Genomic DNA, 21,168 nt, shown 5'->3' on the forward strand with positions numbered 1-21,168 from the left:
CCCTTATCAAGGATAGATAGAAAATCCACAGTAGGATTACGAGAAATAATTACGAATAGTTACAATGCGATGCCTGCGGCGGGCTACGCCAAGGCTCTACAAATCTGCAATCAACCTTGCCTTCCTCAAAAAGAATTGCATCACAGTCTCTTCTCTAGAAATAATATCAACTGTACCCTCCATTCCTAATTGAATAGCACACTGGTGTTTGTCTCTACCTAAAGAAAGGCTTTCTGGCTCAATTGTTAACTCATAGAACGCACCAACATCTGTCATCTTTTGGCTGGCAGATGTTGTGGCGGTGGCATTAGCAGCATTTCCTTGAGGTGCTATCGCATCTGGGGAAATCGTCTTAACCTTGCCTTTGAGAGTCCCATAATCTGGATAAGGACAAGCAGAAACTCGCATTTGTACCTTTTGACCTTGTTTCAACTTATTTTTATCCTGAAGTGCTACTGCTGCCTTAATCTCCAAAAGAGCATCACTAGGGACAATTTGGGCAATCTGCTCTCCAGCAGGCACAGTTTGACCGGAGTTTCGCAGGTTTAATTTAGAAATAATTCCGTCTGCTGTGGCAGTAATTTTAGTCTGGCTGAGGTCAATATTTACTTGTTGAAGTTCGCGGGTGTCACTCTCTAGTTGTTTTTGGATTTCAATTCGTTGCTGGATTAAAGCTTGGCGTTCTTTGTCCAAAGTAGCAATGTTGGCTTGACCTGTAGCTTTTTCTTGGGCAATGCGATTATAAGCGATCGCTACTTGTGCATTACTGGGATTAAGAGCAGTTTGGACATTTTGCAATTTGGCTTTAGCTGCTAAGAGAGCTTGTTCTTGCTGGCGAACAGTTAGTTGTGCTTCCTCAAATTGATCTTGAGACAAGGCTCCGGCTTTGGCTACAGTCTCATAGCGATTTCGCTTTGACTGGGCTGCTTTCAGACCAGCATCCGCAGCTTTGACATTGGCATCCGCTTCTTCGACATCAGTAGTGGTAGTAATAAGTTTATCTTGATAGTTCCGGCTGCGATCGCTTAATTCAGCTTCAGCACCAGCAATAACCCGGTTGACGCGCTCAGTTTCAGCTAAAACTTGGTTATTAATGGCATTAATCTGGGCGTTGATTTGAAACAGTTGTAAACGACTTTGCCCAATGTTACTTTGCAGTTGGCTCTTTTTGGTTTGTAGCTTCGAGTTGTCAATAGTAGCAATCACATCCCCTTTTTTGACAACTTGATTTTCTGCAACAAAAACCCGCATCACCTGACCTTCCGTAGCAGCTTGCACAAGTCGCAATTCACCAGCAGGGCGGACAACAGCTTGTCCTTTAACTGTCACTTTATATTTGGTAACAGAGGCGAGTGGAACGCCTAACCCCACAGCACAGACAAGAACTAGTCCGCCCCAAGTAGTCCAACGACCAAGTGGCGGGAGAAATTCGTTGTCTTGAATTGGGGGCAAGTAGTCTGAGTTTGAATGGCTAACCATGATGGTTTAACTTAATGTATTGACAAATTAGAGTGGCAAAATTAGCGTAGGGTAATTTTGCGTACTTCTATTTCCGAGTAAGCGTAAGGGTCAGTTTCGTATTTATTAGCAGATAAGTTTTTGTTCGCACACACAGTGTTGGTTTTGCCGTAAATATCAGTTTTTGAGCAAGCTTGAATATACATGCCAGCCTTGAAGTAACAGGAACCGATAATACCCGTCATCCTCACTGTACCAGTACTACTCGTTACACCGGAACGCAGGTTTTTATAGTTGACGGTAACATTGCCACCGGACGTAACAGCAATGTCGATAGTCATCGGATCGCCAATCTTATATGTGCTGTCGAGAAGCTTGGTAATATTGTCGTTGTTGAAGCGGGCTTCAAGCTTGCCGATGTCCGTCGAGCCGTTAGCAAAGGACGGGCCGAAGTACTTCACCATCACGAGGTCGTTTTTTGAGTCATGGATCTGCCCGATGGTGGCTTCCGGCTTGTTCGTGGTGGTGTGCAACAGGGTCTGTTCCAGGTACATGGCATGATCAATATTCCTACAGTTCCAGGCAGCGGACTCCGTACCATCACCCTGCATTTCACGCAGTTCAGAACGGGGGTAAGCAGTATTTGTGCTGGTACGTGCGCCACCAGCGATCGCTTTCAAAAGCACACCATTCTTCGCAGCATTCAGACGAAAATATTCTGAATTACTGTATGTTTTGAGTTGCGGCTGCTTAATTTCCGTTGCCTTGTTTGAGTTGGGCGGGGAATTCAAGCTGATTGGCAGGGTGAGCTTCCACTTGCTTAAGTCAAGCACATCGGCCGGATACTGAGCGTTACCATTGCTCTCACCAGTTGAAGAAATTGAAGTATCACTACTTTCATCAGTTGAAGAATTTAAAGTATCACTACTTTCACCAGTTGAGGAATTTGAAGTATCACTGCTCTCATCAGTTGAGGAATTTGAAGTACCACTGCTCGTACAGCCATTGGTCGAACGCAAGGAATTAATCTTCAATTCGTCGATACGCAATCTAGAATCATTATCACCCACAATCTTGATCGCGTTGGCGGCTTGGTCGTTGACGTTTTGCTTGTTTTCATTGCCCTTGCCAGAGGTTTTACTGACCACAGTAGTCCAAGTTGCACCATTGTCCTTAGAAAGCTGTACGCTGTAGGTATACTTGTTCGTGCCGTACCAGTTAAGCACCAGATCATCTACGCGCTGGCAGCTATTGAATCTCGCAGTTATGGAAGCACCACGGGCGGCAGCCTCCCAATGGGTATTCTTATTTTTGTCAATAGCGTTGTCTGCAACAAACGAACCACTAGTAGATGTGGCAGTAGCATCGCTGAACGACACAACGGTAGGCGACGCTAGAGAAGTACTAGCTATCATTGCAGTCGAGACAGCTATCGTGAAAGACAGCTTTGAAAATTTTCTATTCATTCTTTAACCTTTATTAAATGTTGAACAATGAGTTGTTACTTAGATTTCATAAATGAATGATCTTTTTTGTCAATGCGTAAGTCATAGATGATTTTATTTACTGATTGCGCTGAATTTACCATTAGAGTTAGAAGAGAATGGCACTAAACCATTTGTAAATGGGTCAACGCCGTCTAAAAAGTCTAAGTGTTCACCAGGCTGATGGCGCAGAGCCTCTGGAGTGCCTTGGATTTTTAAACGCCCTTCTTCTAGCAGTACAATCCAATCAGCCCGCCCAATGACTTTCGGGCGATGGCTAATCATAATTGTGGTTTTGCCCAGGCGATGAGATAGCAGTCTATCTAGCAGTTTGGCTTCACTCACTGGATCGAGAGCGCCAGTGGATTCATCTAAAATTAATATTGGCGGATCAGTAACTATAGCTCTAGCGATCGCTAATCTTTGTCGTTGCCCACCAGAAAGATTCGCGCCAAATTCGCCTAAAACAGTTTGATACTTATCGGGAAGTTTACTAATAAACTCATCTGCACCAGTAATCTCGCAAGCTTGCACAATTTGTTCAAAGGTGATTTGAGGATAGCTGAAGCGGAAGTTTTCAAGAATTGAGCGACTCCAGAAGTGAGGTTCTTGAGGTACTAGCACCACCTGTTGACGCAGACATTCCATTGAGAGGTCTTGCTGATTATAGATGCCATAGCGGATATTGCCAGATTGGAGGAAATATAAACCAGCAAGTAGTTTGGCGAGGGTGCTTTTACCACAACCGGATTTACCAATCAGAGCAACGACTTGACCGCCAGGGATAATCAGCGAAAAATCTTGCAGCAAATCAACTCTACCTGCGTGGTGGAAATTAAGGTTGGTGCAAGTAATATCTACATTGCCCTTAAGTTCTGCCCAAGGCTTTTTCTCGTCTTTGTCATCTTCTGGCGTAGCATCAATCACCTCCGTCAGGCGTTGAATGACAATCTGGGCAGTGATAAACTCATCAACTAAGCCGATGACTGAACCCAAAAAGCCGAGAAAGTTACCACTCATCCCACTAAACGCTAGCAACTGACCGATGCTCAAAGTGCGATTAATTACCAAGTATGACCCTAACCACAGTAAGGCAATACTAGTAAAAGTAGAAATAATACTGGTAATTGTGCCACTGTAAAGCCCCAACTTCATCGTACTCCAGCCCAAGTTAGCAAGGCGACCATAATTTGCCTGATACTCTTGCCAAGCTTGGGGAGTGGCTTGGGTAGTTTTTAGCACCTGGACACCGCGAAAAGTTTCAACGAGAAAGCCTTGGTTTTCTGTACCCAAGACGATCGCCTGACGGGTTTTCTGGCGCAAAGCCGGGAGAAAAAGCAGGTTAACAAAGGTGACAATCATAAAGGCAGCCAGGGAAGCCAAAGTCAGCCCCCAACTGTAAAAGAGCATGAAGCCCAAGGAAACCAAGGCGATAAAAAATTGGCTGGGTAAACCGAGGACAATTTGGGAAACTAGCTCGTTGATGTGATCCACATCGGCAATGCGGCTAACTACTTCCCCACTGCGTCGTCCTTCAAAGTATGAGAGGGGCAAACGCAACAGTTGTCGCCCGTATTCTAGAATCAGTCCTAATTGCAGTCGTTGACCAAAGTGACCAATTAGGTGAGATTGTACCAAACCGATCGCACTGCTAAATAGACTCATAGCGATCGCTCCAATTGCCACCACGGTTAGCAGTTGCGTATCTCCCCGCACAAGTACGTCATCGGTAAGCAATTGCATCATTAAGGGAGAGATAAGCGAAAGTAGCCCGATGACAATGTTAATTGCGATCGCTTGAATCAGAATAGCGCGATAGGGTAAAACCCGCATCAGATAACGCCCAAAGCCACCGATTTTATCATCTGATTGCTGATAAAAGCGGTTGTCATCTGGCGTTAGCAGCAGCATGATGCCATTGCCCCACCCTTCGAGCAACTCCTCGCGGGTGAGATAGCGGATGCCTACACCAGGGTCAGCAATTACGTATTTTCTCCCCTTTTGCCCATACAGAACTACCCAGTGGTAGCCTTTCCAGTGAATGATGGCAGGTAGAGGCGCTTTATGCAATTGGTCAAGCAGTTGCACGGAGGCTTTAACTTGACGCGTATTAAATCCTAGAGTTTCTGCACCCCGGCTCAAACCCAGCAGGCTGGTTCCCCGCGATCCTGTACCAACTACTTCCCGCATTCGACTAATGGCAAAGGTGCGTCCGTAGTGTTTGGCAATAGTAGCAAGGCAGGCAGCACCACAGTCTTCTTCACTGTGTTGGAGTACACTTTGGTATTTCATAACTTAGAACTTACACATAGGAGAAAGTGAGTCGGGGCTTTCACCCCGACCAAAGCTAGTTTTCAAAATGTTAGAGGTGTTGACTCAACTCAAAAATGAATAAAATAGGTCAACCTAATTAAATTGGAAAACTAAGAAAAATCGGGGTAGACCAATTAAAATTTCAGCCCTACCGTGCTGCACAGTTTCGGTTCTTTACGGGATTATTTTACACGCTGAACCGATGAGATCGAATCGTTAGGCAAGCCTATGTCAAAGAAAAGATTCGGATACTTTCCTACTCCTACTCGCCTAGACGTCCCCGTGTAATTCGCGCCTGTCCATAACAACCATGTACCACGCTTAACTATAGCTGAGGTAGTTAGGTCATTTGCGGTATCACCTACATTCTTGCGGCTTTTGTTCGTAGCCAGTATCAAACCCCTAAATTTGTCGCCATTGTAAAGTTCTAAATCCGCACCACCTTCGATGACGGCTCCTTCTTCAGGAGTTAATTCTGTAAATAGTTGTTGCTCAGAACTACAAATTACTTTATCGGTACTGAACATTGTTTTTCTCCTATTCAAGTATGAATTATTCTGCAAGAATTGATTAAGCAATAGCTAGAACCAGTTTCCTTGATTTCATATTGATATTGAAATGTAATTAGTGAAAATTGGTCTAATCCCACTTTAAGATTCTGATATTAAATCTATAAAGTCAAGAATTCAAAAGTGATTTTTTTTGCATAATTAGATGATTTATGTTTTTATTATTCAAGTTTTTTTATTAAAAAATACTTCATTTTTTATTTTTGTTTTTGAGCATAAAAAAATGAATGTAGGAGCGCTCGTTATACGCCCCTACAGGTTTAATGTGTATGATCTTGTAAAGTGTAATTAGATTGTTGAAACAGAGGTTGTTTGATTTTACATTGCCCTTGATTGAACAGGAAGGCGATCAAGAGAAAAGTAGCGATCGCTTTAGTTAAGCTAGTCTATCAGCTTGTTCTATCGGACTCCTAAGCGTTTAGTAAAAGTGCTACCTCAGGTATCGTAGGCAACTCCTATAGTGCCAGTGACATATATACCATCTTTAGTATCTTTAAAATCGATTTTGTAAGTACCTCCTCGTATTTTGTCCCATTGAGTAGTAATTGAATTACCAACTTTAACTGACTTTGGTGGCGTTGTATTACCAGTCTTAACATTTCTAATAATGGCATTAAAGGATCGGTTATTCTTACCCGATTTGGTACTGGTAACGAGAGTGATGCCTCCACCTGGCCGCACATTGAACGATCGTGAGGAGAGAGATGTATCAAAATTAATTGTACTACCAAAACTATCAATACCAGCTCCTCCTTCAACAACGGCAGCAGCCTCGGGAGTTAATTCGGTAAACAAAAGCTCCTGTTGAATAGTATCCATCTCAAGTTGATTGAAATGTTCTTTGGTGTTTAACATTGTTACTTTCCTTTATTTCAGATTTTTATGTGGAATTAGTAATGTCTTGTCTAAATCCATTTAGATTTTCTGAGATTAAATCTATAAAATCAAGGCTTTTCAACTAACTTGTTACACATAATTCAATGAATTATGTTTTCATCATTCAAGTTTTTTATATTAAAAACAAGTTAATTTTGTTTCTCAAACTAAAGTTTTATAACATTCTTTGACTACTCTGAATCATGGAATTTAAGGGACTTGGTTCATGTAGCGAATGGCTTTAGCCTCTTGGGTATTCTTTTTAAGGGGATTAGGCGACTGAGACCAATTCTATATAAAGATGCGCCCAATTATATGAGGAACGAACCGCAAAGGGGAGGCAGCGCGGTCTTGGGGGTCTCCCCCATGAGCGACTGCCGTCGCAAAGGGCACAAACAAGAAGAATCCAAGGAAATTTGGGGCAGCCTCACAAAGAAATGGTATGAGTGCCTAAGTCCTAGTTAATCCACTTGATAATTATGAACTTTTGTAACTAGTTGCGGAATTCATAGACTTTTGATTCCGATAAGTAAGCAGAGGTTCGCAAAGAAGCTAAACGAACTTTCAAAGAGTGCAAGTTCTACTAGGGGGAATCGTTATGGAAAATCCAGGTCTTTGCTTAACACCCTTTCAGCGCAGATACCTGCTGAAAAGCTTAGAAACCGACTTACGTGCAGAATACCGTCGTCGCATTGAAATTATGCTGCTTTTCGATGCAGGTGAATCTCAAACTCAAATTTGTGAAGCTTTGGGATGTTCTCAAGAGACAGCACGCTACTGGATTACGATCGCACAAACAGGACAAGCTCACAAATGGAGCGATCGCTTGATGGGAAGACCTAAAACTGTCAATGAGCAATACCTCACTCACTTAAAAGAATTGGTAAGCCATAGTCCACGCCTTGCTGGCTATTCATTTGAAAACTGGACAGCACAATGGTTAAGCAAGCATTTGGCAAAAGAATTGGGAATTAAAATTAGCAGTTGTCATATTAACCGTTTGCTTAAGGAGATGGGGCTTTCCACACGACCAAAAGGCAACACAACTAAGCAAGAAACCTTACACCAAAAAGATTTAGTGCGGCTTTTATAAAAAACAGTACTCTTTGAAATAGTAAAAAAGTCATTAGTAATTAGTACCAATAACTAATAGACTTCTTGCAAAAGTCGGGAAAAGGGGAAGGTGGGGCCCCCTCTGGGGATAAGGGGCGGGGGGAAGGGGAAAAAGTTCTGTATCGTCTTTTTCCCCTTTAACCTTTACCCTTTTCCCTTTCTTGCAAAAAGCACTTTTGCAAAAGGTCTAATGACTAAATCGGCGGACGACTAAGCTAATCGGCATTCAAATTGCATAATCAGCGCGGGCAAGATGCTCACCGCACAAAATATTAAGAAAATTTTAATATGCACATTTAGATGTATTTTAGCTTATTCCTCCCATTGCTTGAAAGATGGGATTCCCGCCGATTTTCGTTAACACGCATAGGCATTGCTATGTCCCTACAGAGTGGTTAGTATATTTACCTGAAAATAGCTGTTTGTTCTTTTGCTAAAGCTAATGCGCGATGAGCATTTCTAAACTTTGTTTCATCTGTAAATTTATGACCAAAACACTTTAAATAAGCTTCCAGATATCGAATACGTAAGTATGGATCAGCCGGACTCTCAAGAAAGGGTAGGTCAGCTTCAACCATAAATCGGATAGCCAATAAGGGGATAGGGCTACGAAGTGGACGAAAGTTTGGGTTGTGCAAACCAGGACTTTGATTACGGTTATGAAATTCTCCTATCATTAGTCCTGACTCAACAAACAAAGGTTTAAGTTTTTGTTGGACACTATCTACTAACTTAGGAGCATCTTCTACATGGATGTCAGGAAAGATAAGTAAAAAAGCTCTATTAATTGCTAATTCCTCCTCTTTAACTTCCATCTCAAGAAAGATATCTCGGTAACGTCCAACAATTTCTTCTAATTCCTCTACATACAAATCTTTTGTGTGAATAACTGCCAGACGAATACTGTTTGACTTGAGAGAGTAAGGTACAAAAGGGCAAACTACGCCAGGTCTTCCTAAGTTAGGATGAGGTCTTCCTAAAAAATTTTTCACCCAATTCATAATTTCAATCAAGTAAGGAAGGTCTTCATTCTGCTGGAGTTTTTCGATTTCAAGAGTTGTATAAAGTTTCATGAGCTTAACTCAAATAGGGTAATTGTCTAATTCTGAATCCAAAATTGCTTTGACAATATGATGTGTCTGAAACTACTTATTATCTAAGCAAACAAAACAAGCCTTTAACTCTCTTTTTTTGGGTTAATCTGTGATTTTAGCGAATAAAAATGCTTTAATATTTTTGTGAATTTAAAAGAGCTTACACCAATAAATACACAAACATATTTTGCATCAAGCCAGTTGTATTCATTTATCTATCCTTTGAGCAAGGTAGAAGTCAGAGGACAGATAAAGTTTTAAGCTATGCTTTTGTGCCTTGCCCAAACTAGGTTTAAGACTCCCAACTAAATCATAAATTTAGTGGTTTTCAATTAGAAGGGATTCAGACCCCCTCTAATTGCCTTCAGCATAGCTGCCTTCATCAATTTGGTAATTTTAGGTAGAATACATCTGTATTATTCAGCAAATATCCATACTTTTTTACACTCTTAAGCTTCTATTATTTTTAATGAGTATATTATAAAGTTTATATGTAAGTAGTTATTTTTACTGTAAAATTTTAGTGTAGATTTAACAGTAAACACGCATTTAATATCAAGTTACTATGATTTTATCTAGCTTAAATTACTATAATTTAATCTAGCTAGATATTATAAATTCAGCCTAATTTTATCATCTGTATATTACTTAATAGATAAAGTCTAGTCTATTAAGCTAGTACCGTTTCGACAAGGGCTTAGACATCTGCAAAATCTATTTAGTACAAAATTGGATATTTGTTTAATTGGAAGCCGCTTATTTCTCAACAAATTCTCTCACTACTGCCATAGCATCAGGAGGAATCTGCGTAATTAGGCGAAATGGAAATGCCTTAGTTGAAGCAAATTGGGCATAATCTGATGTCAGAAAAATAGCATATTTTTTAGCTTCTGGAGTCATCTGGAAAGCAAAGGCCAAAGCTATAGCTTTAACGTACTTGCGAACATCTGCTGCTTGTTCACCCACAACTTCACCGCCACTAATTGGTGTATTTGGTTTTCCTATCTGATCTAATGTGGTAGTGGGGTCTTTTACACTCAGATGAGTACCGCCAACTATACCAACTAGCCATTTTGGGGATGGGATTTTGTCAAATCCCGCAATCTGTTCTGTTAAAGCTGGGGTGGTTTTATCTGCGGAACTTGCTAACACTAGGGTAGGAACTTGCACCTTAGTTAACCCAGTATCGCCAAAAATCAGAGAAGTTGTAGGATTGAGAGCGATCGCCTGTTTTATTCTAGTATCCCGTAGTTGATAGGTATTTTCTGGTAGCTTTTGAGCGATGCACTGCATAACTTCTCCCTCGCTGAAAGTAGTCAACTTATTTTTACAGCGTTGTTTGAGTTGTTCAAGTTGTAACTCTGCTCCAGCAATTTCTAAAGCTGTACCACCACCAAAAGAATGGCCAATGACCATCACGTTATTTGTTGCAAGTTTTCCTTGTAGCGGATGATTAGCCGTTTGGTTGAGCTTTTCTAATTCGTCGAGCATAAAACTAATATCTCGAGGGCGATCCAAAAACTCCTCAGGCTTCATAAGACTGGTTTTGCCTTGTAATGCTGAGTTAGTATTTGCCTGGTTACTACCGGGATGTTCTAAAGCTGCTACTACATAACCGTGGGATGCTAAATGTTCTGCCAGGTAATGCAAGTCTGTGCGGACTGATGTGAAGCCGTGAGAAAGGACAATCAAAGGTTTGTCGGGAGTTGCAGTAGTTGACCAGTAAACATCAACTGGAATTTTACGGTCGCGCTTTTGGTCATTCAGGCTTAAGTTGAGTATTTTTACTTGAGCGGTTCCTGGTTGACTGGGATCAAAAGGGTAAGCAATCTGCGGTGTTTTGGTGTCGAGTTGGGGAGCGATCGCTAGCATAAATTGCTGGGTGCGCCAAAAAGCTGTATTCAAACTCTGTGCAACTATAAAAGCCTTTGGTAAATCAATTTCTAAACGTTTACTGGGATAAGCCGCGATAAAACTCAGTATAGAAAGACCTTGCGGTGCTGTAGAACCTAATACCAATCCTGCTCTCAGTGCTTGCACCCCAGCTTTGTCCTTTCTGGCTAAGGCTGTAGCAAAGTCACTGAGAATAGTTGTACCAATCTGGGTATTAACTAACCTATTAACAGTGACAACATTCATCGGTATATTCATACCCAACGCCCCCAAGAAGAAACGGCGTTGTTCTTCAGATAATCGTTTAGCGTAAGGCTGTAAACTCCCAGGCAATTCCCCAGTTTTTGCAGCCTTTTGCAACTCAGCAAGGGAAATGGTTTCTGTAAATAAACCTAAACGTACAACAACTGTATCAGCCGCAATGACCGGAGTATTTGCCCCGAATTGTGTAAGTACAATTGCACCAAAGAAACCCGCAATTGTCTTAAGACTTCTCCAACTTCTTCTCATAAATATATACCAAGTGTTACTTACGGGAATATAACGGATATTTGTGTATTTGGCTACCCTAATAATTATCTATAAATAAAAGCAGATTTATGCATGAATTTGATAGTGATGTTTAGGATGGGCTGCGATGCTCGTTCGCGCAGTGTGCCGTAGACAAGGCTCGCTATTGGCATTATGCTGATCTCCTTAAAGCATTAGCAGATGCGGACAGAATTACATCAAAAACTTGAAGAAGAATTCAGAATCAATCAGTGAAGGATTCAGATTCATCACTGATTGAAGACTACTAAATCAAAGATTTAGTGAAGTTCTTAAACCTGCTTATTCAGACGCTCTCTACGAGACGCTAAAAGCGTAGCTTGCAACTCTTACAGAGTAAGCAGACTCGCTAAATCTACGCTATCTGCTTTTTTGGTCTTCAGAATGAATTTTGACTAATAAATTCTGTTTCGATAACAAAAGCAACGAATTGTAAAATTCATCACAGCTAAAAAAATTGAGGATAAATCAGTGTTGACAGCCACAAAAGCCTGATTGCTTCTCAGCTAGGTTTAATACTGTAAGGAAAGTCTAGAACAGGGTAAGCGATGCCTACGGCGGTAAACTAAGCATCTACAATCTGAACTTTTTGTGGGCTGATATCTTGACTGCAATTTTTTTTAACAGCAAAGTTTAACCCATCGCTTAATGCTCTGTTTTTTCGCTTTAGAACGTGTTGCAGAGGTGTTGCCGGGGATAGTCTTACTGCTTTAGTAGCTTGTCATTACCCATCAAATTCTACCAGCTACATCAACAATTTTTCTTGGCTTTATGCATCGCAGACTCCGCTACATTTTGATTTTGCTGCTCTCCCTGAGTATTATTATACTGTGGTGGCCTGTGAATAATTCTGAGTGCAATTCCGAGGCAATTCTTGCTGCCAAAACTACAAAGTTCCAAGTACATGCTACTCAGGTTATAGTTCAGCCGTGGCGTGGTCGTCATCATGTTTATGGGATTTTTATGATTCCTGACAAATACAAAAAAGCTCCATTTCTTGTATTAACCGTAAAAGGTGCTGGCAGTTACTGTTCAAAACAATTTGGTCAGATAAAAAACTATAATGATATTTTTCCTGAACCAGGAACTTATTTGGTGAGAAATTTTATTAGAACTCGAACGGCTTTGCGGCTGATTCTCCAAGGTTTGTACTTTCAAATCAATGATAAAAACAATTGGACTTTGACTTTTCCTGAACCAGAAACTAGTACTGTTACACGTAATTAGTCATTTCTTCTTTAATTACGTTAACGTAGCGGTAGCGTTCGCGTAGCGTCTCGTAGAGAGGAACGAGCGTCATTACGAATTATTCAGTCAGTTTGGTGATTGAGTTTCCAAAACTTCGTTTTTCTCTAACAAGACATTAGTAGCATTGACCACAATCTGTGCTGCTCCGGTAAAAAACGATCGCTCGATAGTCGCTGGAACATCGCTAGGTTTATGATAGTGCGGAGTACGTAAATTTGCGGTATCAGTCACTAACACAGCACCTACACCTTGATACCAAAATGGTGCATGGTCGCTGCGTAGAGTGTCTGGTGTCAGTAAACCTTTGAAAGGAATTGGTAGTGTTAGGACTGATGGCATTGATTTTTGTTTATTCAGAGCATTTGAGGGAAGCATCTGTGAGTTTTGAAAAGCACTCAGCAAAGGTAAATGTTCTGTATCACCGACTACTGCCAGAAAGTCGCCCTTGTCGCTAATTGGGATAATAGGCAACCCCGCAGGGTATTTTTGACATCCAGGAGTGTAACATGCATAACTTACCATATCCATAACGATCGCTCCGCCTAAATTTTGCAAGCGTGCTGTCTTGCTGACAAAAGCTTGACTACCCAAAAGTCCTGCTTCCTCTTTGTCAAAAAAAGCTAACTGTAACGTTCGTGGCGTGGGACGGGAACCAAGCAACCGAGCAACTTCCAGCACCACAGCTACACCACTGGCGTTATCATCAGCACCAGGGGATAAGGCAACAGTATCGTAATGCGCTCCTACGAGAATTGCTTTAGCGGCTTTGTTAGTTCCTGGGCGTTCGGCAAAAATATTTACACCCTCAGAGAACTTTTCCAATTTGGGCTTCCAGCCTAATTTTATGAGTTCAGTTGTGATATAAGTGCGAGTAAGCGATCGCTCTTTTGTTGTGTAGCGCTGATAATTTAACTTTTGGATATGAGTTAACAGCTTATTAGTAGACACTTGCGGCGCATTGTCAACTTCTTTTGACTCTGGCTGTGGTTGGGATGTTTCCACTGGAGTGCGCTCAACAATTGCTGGCGACGGACGCTGTTCAAAAAACGTGCTACCTCTGCTACCCACCACGGCAACTGCCATCAGCACCAACAGCATCAGCCAAATCCATTTTCTCATGTGATTTATCCTTGGCTTCCAGATTTAGGGTAGCGCAAATCCCCAGTTATCATTAATTAGATGCTCATCTAAATTAGTGACACGAAGAACTTAAAAACAGCCGCCTGTGAATGTTATGTCGTAGTCAGACCAAAGTAGAAGAGCAGTTTACCTGAAGCGGCAAGAGGGTTCTAACTAATAACAATGTAGGGGCTAGGTACCTAAGCCAAGCAGGAATTACCTGCTAAAAATACGATACGCTTCGGATAAGCAGAGGGCTAGAGAAAAAAGAAAGTTTCTCTGTACGAAACCGGAGATATCTGAATTTCCGTAAAGATTATCATAATAATCAAAACTCTATCTCTTGGCAGAAGTCTATATGTTTTGGGCAAATATTTCTTAACTTTTATTATCTAAAAATGATGACTGAATCTCAATAAAAACAGCAAAATAAAAGATAATCCAAGAGAACTCAATGTTAGCATATTTAACAAATAATTTTTTTCTTGAACAACTACATTTTCTGCATTTGAATCATTTAAAAAAGTATTAAATTGATTCACTGTGTTCTGTTGCTTTTCCCGATTGTAAGCATATCCATTAAGAACAGTAGTCTTATTACTAATCAATAAAACTCCATAAATAGGTGTTTTATTTACATAAGCGTGGTCTCCATCTGACTCAACCGTTTCTTTAAATCGTTTGTCAAGTTTTACTTCCCTCAGAAAATTGAGATGAATTTCTTGTCCCCTCAGAAAACGAAAAGCTGCTGATCTGGTTAATGAACAATTGATCTGATTAACATTAACTCGTTTACAAGCTAGTTCCACAGATTCAAATGTACAGAGAAAAGAAATACCTAACAAGAAGAAAAATCCTGCTAAAAGTAGTAAAAGTTTAGTTTTACCTCGGCAATAAGAGAATGAATGGATATTTTTCATCATGCTTTATACTTGTCCAAAATAGTAGAATCTGCCGTTTTGCTCAAATAATTTGTCGCTCTACAAGTTTTGTTCAAAAACTAAATAGGAATCCTATAATTTTAAAATATTTTGCCTGAATTTATATTCACATAAAAAGCTTTCTTTGCTAAAGTGAATATCAAGTTTGACAACTTGTCTTTTGACAGCGATCGCAGCTTCACTTACAGTGCCCCACTAGAGGAGTGCTGAGTAAAGAAGAAAAGAATTTATTATTACTTCTTCAAAATCTTTATTCTGACACTCAGAACTGATGACTCAGAACTCAGGGCTTTTTTATGGTAGATTTGTTGCTGATCACAATACTGGGGTTCCTGGGGAGTTTTGGACATTGCTTTGGGATGTGTGGCCCTTTAACAATGGCATTTTCCCTATCTCATCAGCCGAAAACACCACCAGCAGCCTCTTTGGGACGCACATCAACCTTAGAAAAGTCCGGCACTTGGCAACAGCAATTAAAATTTCATATTTTGCTAAACCTGGGGCGGATGTTGAGCTATGCTCTAGTCGGTGCTGGCATTGGGGCGCTAGGTTCGGTATTATTGCAAGGCGGACAACTAGCGGGTGTTGGTAGCGACTTCCGGCGCTGGATGGCAATTCTAACTGGCGTAATGCTGATTTGGTTTGGCTTAGGACAAGTAAAACCCGATTTACTGCCGCGAATACCCGTGTTACACCCCTTGTTACAAGGTAGTTTACACGATCGCCTCAGCACAGGAATGGTTAAGCTTTCCTTAAAAACCAAATGGTGGACACCAATGCTTTTAGGAATGACTTGGGGTTTAATGCCCTGTGGTTTCCTATATGCTGCCCAAATTAAAGCTGCTGAAACTGGCAATTTATGGATGGGTGGGGCAACTATGCTGGCTTTTGGCCTGGGAACCCTGCCAACTATGCTAGGTGTAGGCGTTTCCACATCTTTGGTAAGTAAAGACAGGCGCAGTCAGTTGTTTCGATTAGGCGGTTGGGTGACACTCATCATTGGCGTTATCACCTTGCTGCGAACTGGTGACACAATGGTAGATTACACCGGACACGCTGCCTTAATCTGCTTAATTTTGGCTTTAATTGCGCGTCCCATTAGTGGCTTGTGGGCATCACCACTGCGTTACCGTCGAGCCTTGGGAGTGGGATCTTTTGTGCTTTCTGTGGTTCACACCGCCCACATGATGGAACACTCATTGCAATGGAAATTTGCCGCCTTTTCTTTCCTGCCGCCAGAATTTCAGTGGGGTATGGCTGCGGGTGCTGTAGCATTGTTATTAATGTCCCCCGCCGCTTTAACGAGTTGGGAATCGTTGCAGAAATCTTTGGGCAAGCGTTGGCGACAGATTCATCTATTGGGTGTGCCAGCCTTGCTCTTGAGTGCCATTCATGCTGTGTTGATTGGTTCCCATTACCTGGGTTCCTCGCAATCAACTTGGGGAAATAAATTAGCAGTAGTACTGATGGGAATTGTTACCCTCAGTGTCTTAATGGTGCGTTCGCACTTTTTTTGGTCAAAGTTAGCCGTAGAAAAGTTTTATGTTCCCCCAACCAAATCGCGGTAAATCATCTTTATTTTCTGGCTCTATCTCAACGAGTCAAAAACAGAGGCGTTACCTATTTAAAGCCATTTCTTGGCATCAAGGAACAATAAAGTATTTATTATTCCTGAGTTGCTTAGTTATATCAATAACTAATATTTACCCGGCGTCTGCTCATAAAGTGGAAGTAGCCGGAGATGTCGGTGGCACTCTCCACATTGAACCAAATGATAATCCTCGTGCTGGAGAACCAAGCCAAGCCTGGTTTGCGCTTACCCGCAGAGGTGGAAGAGTGATTCCCCTATCACAGTGTAATTGTCAGTTAGCCGTTTATGCCGAACCTTATGCCACCGGAGAGCCACCACTGTTAGAACCACAGTTAAAACCTGTAGCAGCTGAACGTTATCAAGGTATTCCAGGTGCGGAAGTTGTCTTTCCTAAGCCAGGTATTTATGAGTTGCAACTAAATGGTAAACCAGTTTCTGGAGCAAGATTCAAACCCTTTGAGTTCAAATTTGAAGTTACTGTGGCAGGCGGATCTACACAGGATACACAAAAGCTACGAGATGTCAACGGTAATTTAGGAGAGGGTGAATCTCAGCAATTACCAATTTGGGCGATCGCACTGCCAATCCTCGGATTTATCGGCATTTTAGTTGTCGTACTACGAAATATGAGAGGGGGTGGGGAGTAGGGAGTGGGGAGTGGGGAGTGGGGGCAGGGGGCAGAGGGACAAGGTGATTTGAGTGAGAACTTACAACAAGTCTTTCCCCATTCCCCTCTTCTTACTTATGTCGCTTTTGATGCCACTGCCACGCATGACCGACAATATCTTTAATGGCTGGATACTGAGGTTGCCAGCCTAAAATTGTTCTGGCTTTTTCGCTAGCGCCAATGAGAATTGGGGGATCGCCAGGACGGCGATCGCGTTCTTCTACTGGTATAGAAATTCCTGTTACCTGTTCAGTAGCTGCAATAACTTCTCTAACAGAGAAACCACTGCCATTGCCCAAATTGAAAACTTCGCTATCGTTACCTTTTAATAAATATTCCAATCCCAAAATGTGGGCATCTGCTAAGTCATTAACATGAATATAATCACGAATACAAGTACCATCGGGCGTAGGGTAATCAGTGCCGAAAATTGAGATGGATTCTCGTTTGCCTAAAGCTGTCATCAGCACCAAGGGAATCAAATGGGTTTCTGGATTGTGATCCTCTCCAAGCAAACCACTGGGGTTAGCACCAGCAGCATTAAAATAGCGGAAACGCACTGATTTAAAACCGTAAGCAACATCAAAATCAGAAAGAATCCGCTCTACCATGAGCTTTGTCGCGCCATAAGGATTAATCGGATTTTGGGGATGGTTTTCTGGAATGGGTACAAATTCTGGTACACCGTAGGTGGCACAGGTAGAAGAAAAGACAAATTTCTTTACAGATGCCGTCAGCATCGCTTCTAACAGAGTCAAAGTACCAACAACGTTATTGCGGTAATATTTAGCCGGATCAGTTACTGATTCTCCTACGTAGGCATAAGCAGAAAAGTGCATCACAGCAGCAATATCGCGGGTTTTAAATAGATGATCTAGCAAAGGGCGATCGCCTGTATCTCCTACTATCAGTTCTACCTGTAAAACTTTTTCTACCAAATCACGATGCCCATAGACCAGATTATCAAGGATGACAATGTTATAACCCGCTTGCTTCAAGGCAAGCACCGTATGAGAACCAATATATCCAGCTCCCCCCGTGACCAAAATGGTAGGCTTTCCAGGCGACATAGTTTTTCCTTTTGAGTCGATTACTCGATTGATTTAGTTTACCGGTACTATATTACTCTTCTAGAAAAATATAAATAATAGACGCAGTGTCAAAAAATTGCACTAAAATCACTACGACGGTAGTCATTAGGTGTGAGGTTTAAGGTATTTTAAGTCAAACAGTGCAATTACAATTTGGCAATAAAATAAATTCATTTCCCGAAACCTCTAGGTTGACCCTTACGGGTGACGCTCCTAGCGTCGCTAAAGCTAAGAAGTCGCTAGTTGTTTTATGCAGGGAAACCATGCACGACAGTTACTCTTGGGGAACCACTTCTTTTCTGAACAAAAGAAATGGTGTGGAAATTCCAAGCAAGGAGGACTGTTTTACCACCTCATTGGCTCACTGCACCAGAAAATTTGAGAGTTAATCTATGTTTCTATTGTTAAGCCGAGTATTGCTGTGGCTGCTGATTGGCACTATCGTATATTCTCTGTTCCAGCGATTTTATCCCTCTGGAAGTTTTGTCGGACGATTAATCCTAGTCGTTATCTTGGTAATCGTAGCCCTATCATTTCTTAACCCCAGTGAACCTGCTGTGGCGTCGTTGTGGAGGATGCTGTCTTTTCCACTCAAGCCATTAGGAGCCTCTGTTTTACTGATGATTTTGGCAGCTCAGAAAATAAAAGGAGGTGGCATAGACAAACCAGGAGGATACATGATCGGTTGGGCACTGACAATTTTGCTGTTAGCAAGTACACCAGCCGTTGCCTATTTCCTTTATAGGGCACCTCTAGTAACTGCTACACCAACATCTGGGACACTGGTGGCGTTAGGACAACAAACCACCGCAGCGAACATTTCAGATGTTACAGGGGATGGCATTTTTTCTTATAATTTGAAAGTGCCTCCCTATTTATTACAAGGAAGTCCCCAAGATATTCGCACACGCGGTTTACGACTGGAAGACTTTGTACCGAATGCGGAAACGTTGCAATTGACAACAAGAACTTGGGAAAGTTATCTCGTTGAAATTTACAGGTTCTTACGTGTTCAGAGGTAATAAAGGTGAAGAAGGCAGGAGAAAAGAAGCAGGGGAGCAGGGGAGCAGGGGAGCAGGGAGAATTGGGGAAAATTTTCCCCTTACCTTTGCACCAATTCTTCTTTACCCTCTGCTCTTCGCCCCCTGCCCCAATTCCTCTTCTCTTCTGCCTCCTGCCCAATGCTCGCAAACTCGCTCATAGCGTTGCCATGCCGTTGGCGCAGCCTCTCGTAGAGAAGGCTTTACACGGCGCTATCTGCCTCCTGCTTTTTTCCATAACTATCCAGTTCAAAGAGGTAATAAAAGCTTAATTTACAAGCAATATTCCCTCTACAGTGCTGTCTCCTTGGACTAGCAGTTAATCTAGGATGATAAAGTTGCAAAATTGCTTTAATGGCAAAATCTCGACGAATCGCTAAACTCATTGCTTACCTACGTCCCCATTGGCGGGAGGCGTCTTTAGGCATTCTCGCTTTGTTGTCTGTCAATGCACTGGGCGTTTATATCCCCTTGTTGATTCGTGCTGGCGTTGACAAACTCTCCACAACCTTCGTCTTGAGCCAAATAATACATGACGTAGTAATCATTGTCTTACTCAGTTCGGCAATGTGGCTAATGCGGATGGCATCCCGTATTTGGCTATTTGGGGTAGGGCGACAGGTAGAATTTGATCTGAAACAAAGGATTTTTGAACACTTACTCAAGCTGGAGCCGGCTTATTTTGCTAGTAATACTGCTGGCGATTTGATTAGTCGGGCTACCAGTGATGTGGACAATATCAAGCGTTTGTTGGGTTTTGCAGTCTTGAGTTTGGCAAATATCGTGTTTGCCTATGCCCTAACACTGCCAGTAATGCTGGCAATTAGTGTGGATCTCACACTAGCCTCTCTGGCAGTGTACCCTTTTATGCTCTTGTTAGTGAGTCTGTTTAGTAATCGCTTACGCAAACAACAAGCAGCAGTCCAAGAGCAACTCTCTGACATCAGCGAACTTATCCAAGAGGATATCAGTGGTATTGCCTTAATTAAAATCTATGCCCAAGAAGCAAACGAGCGTCGAGCTTTTGCCAAGAAAAATCAGCAGCTATTGACTGCTAACTTGGAACTGGCAAAACTCCGAAATATACTGTTTCCGGTAATTAGCGGGTTAGCCAATATTAGTTCGCTGATAATCATCTGGCTAGGGACGGCACGGATGTCTTCTGGGACACTTCAAGTTGGTGATTTTTTAGTACTGTTAATTTATGTAGAACGTCTAGTTTTCCCCACAGCCATTTTAGGATTCACAATTACAGCCTACCAACGGGGTGAAGTTAGTATAGATCGCCTTGAATCGATTCTCTCTGTAACACCGAAAATTCAAGACACAGCCGATACCATACATCTACCTGTGGCTGAACTTAAAGGGGAAGTGACAGCTAAAAATCTCACCTATACTTACCCTGGTTACACTACTCCTGCGCTAGAAAATGTTAACTTTACCATTGCTCCGGGAGAAACCGTAGCCATTGTTGGGGCAATTGGTTCGGGAAAATCCACTTTGGCCAATGCTTTACCGCGCTTGTTGGATATTGAATCAGGACAATTGTTTTTAGATGGGGTGGATATTACTAAGATAGCGTTGGCAGATTTACGAGGTGCGATCGCCTACGTTCCTCAAGATAGTTTTCTATTTAGCACTACAATCAAAAATAATATCCGTTACGGTGATCCAATTAGCGAACAAGAGCAGATAGAATCTGTTGCTAAACTTGCCCAAATTGAATCAGAAATTAACAATTTTCCCCAGCAATATGAAACTATTGTTGGTGAACGTGGTATTACTCTTTCTGGTGGTCAACGACAACGTACTGCCTTAGCTAGGGCTATGCTGGTCAATGCTCCAGTATTAATTTTGGATGATGCCCTCTCTAGTGTGGATAATCAAACAGCCACGCAAATCCTCAAAAATCTCTCTGGTGGTACTGTACGCAAAACAGTAATTTTCATTACCCATCAATTATCGGCGGCGGCGACGGCTGACCGAATTTTTGTGATGGAAAAGGGAAAAATTGTCGAAACAGGTAATCACTTAGAACTTTTAAAACAACAGGGTCTATACAGAATTTTGTGGAGCCAACATCAAGTTGAAGAATTACTGCACTAAGTAGGTCGGCGTAAAT

Annotated in this window: 17 protein-coding genes; 7 read left to right on the plus strand and 10 right to left on the minus strand. The window is 41.8% G+C overall.

Annotated elements, in window-relative coordinates:
- Positions 1-96 precede the first annotated feature (96 nt).
- Positions 97-1,479 (minus strand): HlyD family secretion protein, encoded by a 1,383-nt coding sequence (locus tag RMZ43_RS00830; RefSeq protein ID WP_322654087.1) that lies wholly within the window; start codon positions 1,477-1,479, stop codon positions 97-99.
- A gap of 41 nt (positions 1,480-1,520) precedes the next feature.
- A complete protein-coding gene (locus RMZ43_RS00835; RefSeq protein WP_322646012.1) occupies positions 1,521-2,777 on the minus strand; it encodes a polysaccharide lyase family 7 protein in 1,257 nt (418 codons plus the stop codon).
- Between RMZ43_RS00835 and RMZ43_RS00840 the strand changes: the two genes are divergently transcribed.
- Positions 2,725-2,931 carry a hypothetical protein gene (locus RMZ43_RS00840; RefSeq protein ID WP_322646027.1) on the plus strand — a complete coding sequence of 69 codons (207 nt, stop codon included), beginning with the start codon at positions 2,725-2,727 and terminating at the stop codon, positions 2,929-2,931. The two genes, RMZ43_RS00835 and RMZ43_RS00840, sit on opposite strands and share 53 nt — an antisense overlap.
- Before the next feature lie 86 nt (positions 2,932-3,017).
- On the opposite strand, the gene RMZ43_RS00845 is transcribed toward RMZ43_RS00840, so the two are convergent.
- The 3 genes from RMZ43_RS00845 to RMZ43_RS00855 form a co-directional block, all read right to left on the minus strand.
- Positions 3,018-5,234, minus strand: a complete 2,217-nt coding sequence (locus RMZ43_RS00845; protein WP_322654088.1) for a peptidase domain-containing ABC transporter — start codon at positions 5,232-5,234, stop codon at positions 3,018-3,020.
- 203 nt (positions 5,235-5,437) lie between these two features.
- Positions 5,438-5,782, minus strand: a complete 345-nt coding sequence (locus tag RMZ43_RS00850; RefSeq protein ID WP_322654089.1) for a beta/gamma crystallin-related protein — start codon at positions 5,780-5,782, stop codon at positions 5,438-5,440.
- Positions 5,783-6,259: 477 nt separating this feature from the next.
- Positions 6,260-6,643, minus strand: coding sequence for a hypothetical protein (locus tag RMZ43_RS00855; protein WP_428850689.1), 384 nt, complete (start codon positions 6,641-6,643; stop codon positions 6,260-6,262).
- Between the two features lie 655 nt (positions 6,644-7,298).
- Between RMZ43_RS00855 and RMZ43_RS00860 the strand changes: the two genes are divergently transcribed.
- Positions 7,299-7,793: a helix-turn-helix domain-containing protein gene (locus RMZ43_RS00860; RefSeq protein WP_322654090.1), complete on the plus strand. Its 495-nt coding sequence runs from the start codon at positions 7,299-7,301 to the stop codon at positions 7,791-7,793.
- A gap of 424 nt (positions 7,794-8,217) precedes the next feature.
- Here the strand turns inward: RMZ43_RS00860 and RMZ43_RS00865 are convergent, their stop codons facing one another.
- Together RMZ43_RS00865 and RMZ43_RS00870 are read right to left on the minus strand one after the other, a co-directional pair.
- Positions 8,218-8,886: a DUF6875 domain-containing protein gene (locus RMZ43_RS00865; RefSeq protein WP_322654091.1), complete on the minus strand. Its 669-nt coding sequence runs from the start codon at positions 8,884-8,886 to the stop codon at positions 8,218-8,220.
- A gap of 777 nt (positions 8,887-9,663) precedes the next feature.
- Positions 9,664-11,310: an alpha/beta hydrolase gene (locus tag RMZ43_RS00870; RefSeq protein WP_322654092.1), complete on the minus strand. Its 1,647-nt coding sequence runs from the start codon at positions 11,308-11,310 to the stop codon at positions 9,664-9,666.
- A gap of 810 nt (positions 11,311-12,120) precedes the next feature.
- On the opposite strand from RMZ43_RS00870, the gene RMZ43_RS00875 reads away from it, so the two are divergent.
- On the plus strand, positions 12,121-12,576 hold the full coding sequence (locus RMZ43_RS00875) for a hypothetical protein (protein WP_322654093.1): 456 nt from the start codon (positions 12,121-12,123) through the stop codon (positions 12,574-12,576).
- A gap of 87 nt (positions 12,577-12,663) precedes the next feature.
- Here the strand turns inward: RMZ43_RS00875 and RMZ43_RS00880 are convergent, their stop codons facing one another.
- A complete protein-coding gene (locus tag RMZ43_RS00880) occupies positions 12,664-13,716 on the minus strand; it encodes a M28 family peptidase (protein ID WP_322654094.1) in 1,053 nt (350 codons plus the stop codon).
- 392 nt (positions 13,717-14,108) lie between these two features.
- Complete coding sequence (locus tag RMZ43_RS00885) at positions 14,109-14,639, minus strand: hypothetical protein (protein ID WP_322654095.1); 531 nt, start codon at positions 14,637-14,639, stop codon at positions 14,109-14,111.
- Between the two features lie 314 nt (positions 14,640-14,953).
- Between RMZ43_RS00885 and RMZ43_RS00890 the strand changes: the two genes are divergently transcribed.
- Together RMZ43_RS00890 and RMZ43_RS00895 are read left to right on the plus strand one after the other, a co-directional pair.
- Entirely contained in the window at positions 14,954-16,225 is a 1,272-nt protein-coding gene (locus RMZ43_RS00890) for a sulfite exporter TauE/SafE family protein (RefSeq protein WP_322654096.1), read from the plus strand.
- Positions 16,200-16,895 carry a hypothetical protein gene (locus RMZ43_RS00895; protein ID WP_322654097.1) on the plus strand — a complete coding sequence of 232 codons (696 nt, stop codon included), beginning with the start codon at positions 16,200-16,202 and terminating at the stop codon, positions 16,893-16,895. The genes RMZ43_RS00890 and RMZ43_RS00895 overlap by 26 nt, the downstream gene beginning before the upstream one ends.
- A gap of 91 nt (positions 16,896-16,986) precedes the next feature.
- Here the strand turns inward: RMZ43_RS00895 and galE are convergent, their stop codons facing one another.
- Positions 16,987-17,985 carry a UDP-glucose 4-epimerase GalE gene (gene galE, locus RMZ43_RS00900; protein ID WP_322654098.1) on the minus strand — a complete coding sequence of 333 codons (999 nt, stop codon included), beginning with the start codon at positions 17,983-17,985 and terminating at the stop codon, positions 16,987-16,989.
- Between the two features lie 413 nt (positions 17,986-18,398).
- Here galE and RMZ43_RS00905 point away from each other — a divergent pair, with 413 nt between their 5' ends.
- Together RMZ43_RS00905 and RMZ43_RS00910 are read left to right on the plus strand one after the other, a co-directional pair.
- Positions 18,399-19,028: a hypothetical protein gene (locus RMZ43_RS00905; protein WP_322645735.1), complete on the plus strand. Its 630-nt coding sequence runs from the start codon at positions 18,399-18,401 to the stop codon at positions 19,026-19,028.
- A 372-nt stretch (positions 19,029-19,400) separates the two neighbouring features.
- Positions 19,401-21,152: an ABC transporter ATP-binding protein gene (locus RMZ43_RS00910; protein WP_322645736.1), complete on the plus strand. Its 1,752-nt coding sequence runs from the start codon at positions 19,401-19,403 to the stop codon at positions 21,150-21,152.
- Positions 21,153-21,168: the final 16 nt, after the last annotated feature.

Origin of the sequence: Nostoc sp. CmiVER01 (assembly GCF_034531135.2) — a bacterium.
Taxonomy (GTDB): Bacteria; Cyanobacteriota; Cyanobacteriia; order Cyanobacteriales; family Nostocaceae; genus Nostoc.